The organism is Nocardioides sp., from assembly GCF_004803405.1.
Lineage (GTDB): Bacteria > Actinomycetota > Actinomycetes > Propionibacteriales > Nocardioidaceae > Nocardioides > Nocardioides vastitatis.
Window position 1 is genome coordinate 1 of the sequence record NZ_SSXI01000195.1, and the last position, 4,532, is coordinate 4,532.

5 protein-coding genes are annotated in these 4,532 nt (G+C 72.3%); 3 read left to right on the forward strand and 2 right to left on the reverse strand.

All coding sequences use genetic code 11. From position 1 onward, the window contains the following. Positions 1 to 229: 229 nt before the first annotated feature. Together E7Z54_RS13620 and E7Z54_RS13625 are read left to right on the forward strand one after the other, a co-directional pair. Positions 230 to 1,333, forward strand: coding sequence for a citrate synthase 2 (locus E7Z54_RS13620; RefSeq protein WP_136434559.1), 1,104 nt, complete (start codon positions 230 to 232; stop codon positions 1,331 to 1,333). A 104-nt stretch (positions 1,334 to 1,437) separates the two neighbouring features. Further along, positions 1,438 to 2,040, forward strand: coding sequence for a class I SAM-dependent methyltransferase (locus E7Z54_RS13625; protein WP_136434561.1), 603 nt, complete (start codon positions 1,438 to 1,440; stop codon positions 2,038 to 2,040). Between the two features lie 39 nt (positions 2,041 to 2,079). Here E7Z54_RS13625 and E7Z54_RS13630 read toward each other — a convergent pair whose 3' ends face one another. Further along, positions 2,080 to 2,661, reverse strand: coding sequence for a hypothetical protein (locus tag E7Z54_RS13630; RefSeq protein ID WP_136434563.1), 582 nt, complete (start codon positions 2,659 to 2,661; stop codon positions 2,080 to 2,082). 54 nt (positions 2,662 to 2,715) lie between these two features. Then, positions 2,716 to 3,231: a GNAT family N-acetyltransferase gene (locus E7Z54_RS13635; protein WP_168798324.1), complete on the reverse strand. Its 516-nt coding sequence runs from the start codon at positions 3,229 to 3,231 to the stop codon at positions 2,716 to 2,718. Positions 3,232 to 3,357: 126 nt separating this feature from the next. Here E7Z54_RS13635 and serC point away from each other — a divergent pair, with 126 nt between their 5' ends. Further along, positions 3,358 to 4,476: a phosphoserine transaminase gene (serC, locus tag E7Z54_RS13640; protein ID WP_136434565.1), complete on the forward strand. Its 1,119-nt coding sequence runs from the start codon at positions 3,358 to 3,360 to the stop codon at positions 4,474 to 4,476. Positions 4,477 to 4,532 lie beyond the last annotated feature (56 nt).

The following is a 4,532-nucleotide window of genomic DNA, read 5'->3' on the forward strand; positions in this document are numbered from 1 at the left end:
AGCGGGCTCGCGGTGTGCGTGGCCACCGGCGGCGCGATCGGGTTGGGCGCCGGGCTGGCGGCCGACGGCCTGGTGACCGTCCTGCTCACGCTCGTGACCGGGCCCTGACCTCCCCGGGGCCAGGGCGCGAGGCCGGCCACCGCCCGCGGTGGTGCAGAATGCCGGGTGACCTCGCCGGGCCGCGCCCACGCGCAGCGGCCGGCGACCTGGACGGACGAAGGAGTCGCGGATGCCCGAGGTACACCACGGTCTGGAGGGCGTCGTGGCCTTCGAGACGCAGATCGCGGAGCCGGACAAGGAAGGCTCGGCCCTCCGCTACCGCGGCGTGGACATCGAGGACCTGGCCGGCCGGGTGCCGTTCGAGAACGTCTGGGGCCTGCTCATCGACGGCTCCTTCACCCCGGGCCTGCCCCCCGCCGAGGCGTTCAGCCTGCCGGTGCACACCGGTGACGTCCGAGTCGACGTCCAGGCCGCGATCGCGATGCTCGCGCCCGCCTTCGGCTTCGGCCAGACCTACGACATCTCCGACGAGCAGGCGCGGCTCGACCTCGCCCGCGTCGCCGTGATGGTCCTGTCCTACGCGGGTCAGTCCGCCCGCGGGCTCGGCCAGCCGGTCGTCCCCCAGCGCATGGTGGACGAGGGACGGACGCTCGCGGAGAGGTTCCTGATCCGCTGGAAGGGCGAGGCGGACCCGAAGCACGCCCACGCCATCGACGCCTACTGGTCCTCGGCCGCCGAGCACGGCATGAACGCCTCCACCTTCACCGCCCGGGTCATCACCTCCACCGGCGCCGACGTCGCGGCCGCCTTCTCCGGGGCGATCGGCGCGATGAGCGGGCCGCTGCACGGCGGCGCCCCCTCCCGCGTGCTCGGCATGATCGAGGACGTCGAGCAGAGTGGCGACGCCCGCGCCTACGTGAAGAAGCTCCTCGACTCCGGTGAGCGCCTGATGGGCTTCGGCCACCGGGTCTACCGAGCGGAGGACCCCCGCGCCCGCGTGCTGCGCCGGACCGCCAAGGAGCTGGGCGCGCCCCGCTACGAGGTGGCAGAGGCGCTCGAGCAGGCTGCCCTGGCCGAGCTCCGCGAGCGCCGACCCGACCGCGTCCTCGAGACCAACGTCGAGTTCTGGGCGGCGATCGTCCTGGACTTCGCCGAGGTGCCGGCCACCATGTTCACCTCGATGTTCACCTGTGCGCGCACCGGCGGCTGGTCGGCCCACATCCTCGAGCAGAAGCGGACCGGCCGGCTGATCCGTCCGTCGGCGATCTACAACGGTCCGTCGGCCCGCCCCGCGAGCGAGATCGAGGGCTGGAACGCCGACTGGGCGGTCTGACCCCGCGAGTTGGGACCTCTCCGACCGCGAGTTGGGAGTTCTGGGACTCCGAAATGAGAGCTCTGCGGCCCGAGCTGGGAGATCCGAGGACTACCGTCGACGACATGGACCACCTCGGCGCCCGCATCGCGACCTGGGACGCCGAGGCGGCGAGCTTCGATGAGCCGGCGGACCACGGGCTCAGCGATCCGGCGATCCGCGAGACCTGGCTGCGGCTGATGCTCGACACGCTGCCGCCGGCCCCTGCGCGGGTGGTCGACCTCGGCTGCGGCACCGGAACGCTGACCCTGCTGCTCGCCGAGGCCGGGTACGCCGTGGACGGGCTCGACTTCTCTCCCGCCATGGTCGCCCGAGCGCGGGCCAAGCTCGCCGGCGTCGAGGGGGCCACGGTCGCCGAGGGTGACGCGGCGGAGCCACGGCTGCCTCTGGCGTCGTACGACGTCGTCCTCTCGCGCCACGTCCTGTGGGCCATGCTCGACCCCACCACGGCGCTCGCCCGGTGGTCCGCCCTGCTACGGCCGCGCGGTCGCGTCGTTCTTGTGGAGGGCTGTTGGTCCTCCGGGGTCGGTCTCACTGCCGCCCGGACCGTCGCGCTCGCTGAGGGAGCGGGACTTCGCGCGGAGGTCCGACCGCTCGACGACCCCGCCTACTGGGGGCGGCCCATCAGCGACGAGCGCTACCTGGTCGTCGCCGTTCCCGCGCGATGACGAACCCGGCGCTCCCCCGGTCCTGTCGCGGGGCTCGCGTCACACCCGACCCACGTACCAGCTGTTCAGGCCGCGCGCGGCCTGCCGGGTGATCGAGACGTGCACGTGGTCGCGGTGCCGCAGGGTGGGCGAGCAGCGGCGGAGGCGCTTGCAGCCCGAGTGCCGATAGGGCTCGGCGCGGAAGCCGTTCCACGCCGACCAGATCCGGTCGTCCCAGATCACGTACATCACGCCCATCCTGCGGGCGAGCGCGTCGGGGTTGCCGGCCGCGTCCGTGGCGAAGAGGGTGGTCAGGAAGCGGTGGACCCGCCGTCGGTCCGCCGGCCTGCGCGCGTTGACCGTCCAGTCGAAGGCCCGGCCCTCCTTGTGCTCTGATCGGCCCCCGACGCGGCACGGCCGCGAGATGCCGCCCAGGTTGCCGCCGAACCGCCGCTCCACCCAGCGCCCGAGCACGACGGTGCCGGGTTTGGCCTTCGGCGCGCAGCGGGTCTGGGGCTGGTACGGCGCGTAGTCGTCGACCGGCAGCGCGCCCGCGGCGGGCGACGCAACGGTGACCACGGTGGCCAGGACCGCCGCGGTGACGGCCAGGACGATGAGGTTACGGACGCGGGCGAGTCCCACGGGGTCCTCCAGGTGGAGCAGTAGGCAGGCCGTTCCACTCGGCCCCCCGGGGCGCTACCTGAGGAGTCGGGCCCTAGGGGAGCCGGTCGCGCCGTCGATCCGCCTGCCGAAGCAGCGGGAGAGCTCCTGGCCGCAGTAGTGACCGAAGCCGGGAACCTCGACGTAGCCGCTGCTCCGGTAGAGCTCGATCGCCTCCGGCTGCCGCAGCCCGGTCTCGAGCACGAGCAGGTCGTGTCCGGCCTCGGCGGCAGTGCGCTCGAGCTCCGTGAGCACGAGCCGGGCGATGCCCTCGCCACGGCGCTCGGGGACGACGTACATCCGCTTGATCTCCACTGCGCTCGTGCCGTCGAGGACCCGAACGGGTGAGCGGCGCCAGCCGCCGCTCGCGACCGGCACCCCTTCGAGGTACCCGACGAGGAAGATGCCGTCCGGCGGGTCGAAGTACGACGGCTCGACCGGACTCTCGTCCGGACTGCCGTAGCGCTCGACGTACTCGAGCTGGACGCGCGCTACCAGCGCGGTGGCGTCGGGATGGTCGTAGCCGACCACCTTGAGGTCCGGTCCGGGCACGTACCCAGGGTAGTGACCAGCCCGCTCACCCGGCGACTCGATTGCCGGGCACGGCAACACGCCTGCAACAATGAGGACGCTGACAGCGTGGTCAGGGACGCCCACATCTCAACCCGAAGGCAGCTCATGACCGACCTGCAGATCCCGGCCGACCTCAAGCCCGCCGACGGCCGTTTCGGCGCTGGCCCGTCGAAGATCCAGACCAGCCACCTCGACGCCCTCGCCGCGACCGGCGACTCCCTGATGGGCACCTCGCACCGCCAGGCGCCGGTGAAGAACACGGTGGGCCGCGTGCGGGAGGGCTTGGCCGCCCTGTTCGAGCTGCCCGAGGGCTACCAGGTCGTCCTGGGCAACGGTGGCGCCACGGCGTTCTGGGACATCGCGACCTTCGGGCTGATCGAGAAGAAGTCCCAGCACCTGAGCTTCGGGGAGTTCTCCTCGAAGTTCGCCAAGGCGGCCGAGCAGGCGCCGTGGCTGGACGCCCCGTCGGTCATCAAGAGCGACCCGGGCAGCTGCCCGGAGCCGGTCGCCGAGGCCGGGGTCGACGTCTACGGCTGGGCCCACAACGAGACCTCCACCGCCGTGATGGCTCCGGTGCTGCGTCCCGCGGGCGCCGACGAGGGCTCGCTTGTCCTGATCGACGCGACGTCGGGTGCCGGCGGACTGCCGGTCGACCTGACCCAGGTGGACGCCTACTACTTCGCCCCGCAGAAGTGCTTCGCCTCCGACGGTGGCCTCTGGATCGCCATCATGTCGCCGGCCGCGCTCGACCGGGCGGCGAGGATCGCGGCGAGCGAGCGCCACATCCCGGCGTTCTTCGACCTGCCGACCGCGATCGACAACTCCGCGAAGAACCAGACCTACAACACCCCGTCGGTCGCCACCCTCTTCCTCATGGCCGAGCAGCTGGACTGGATGAACAGCCAGGGTGGGCTCAAGGGCATGGTGGAGCGCACCACGGCGTCGTCCGACGCGCTGTACGGCTGGGCCGAGCGGACGTCGTACACGACGCCGTACGTCACCGACCCGGCGCACCGCTCGCTGGTGATCGGCACCATCGACTTCGAGGAGTCCATCGACGCGGCGCAGGTCGCGAAGGTGCTGCGCGCCAACGGGATCGTGGACACCGAGCCCTACCGCAAGCTGGGCCGCAACCAGCTGCGGATCGCGATGTACCCCGCGGTCGATCCGGCCGACGTCGCGGCGCTGACCGTGTGCGTCGACTGGGTCGTCGAGAACCTCTGAGCGCGAACGGGCGACGCGGTCGGCCGTCAGCGCCGTACGCGCCGTACGCGGTCGCG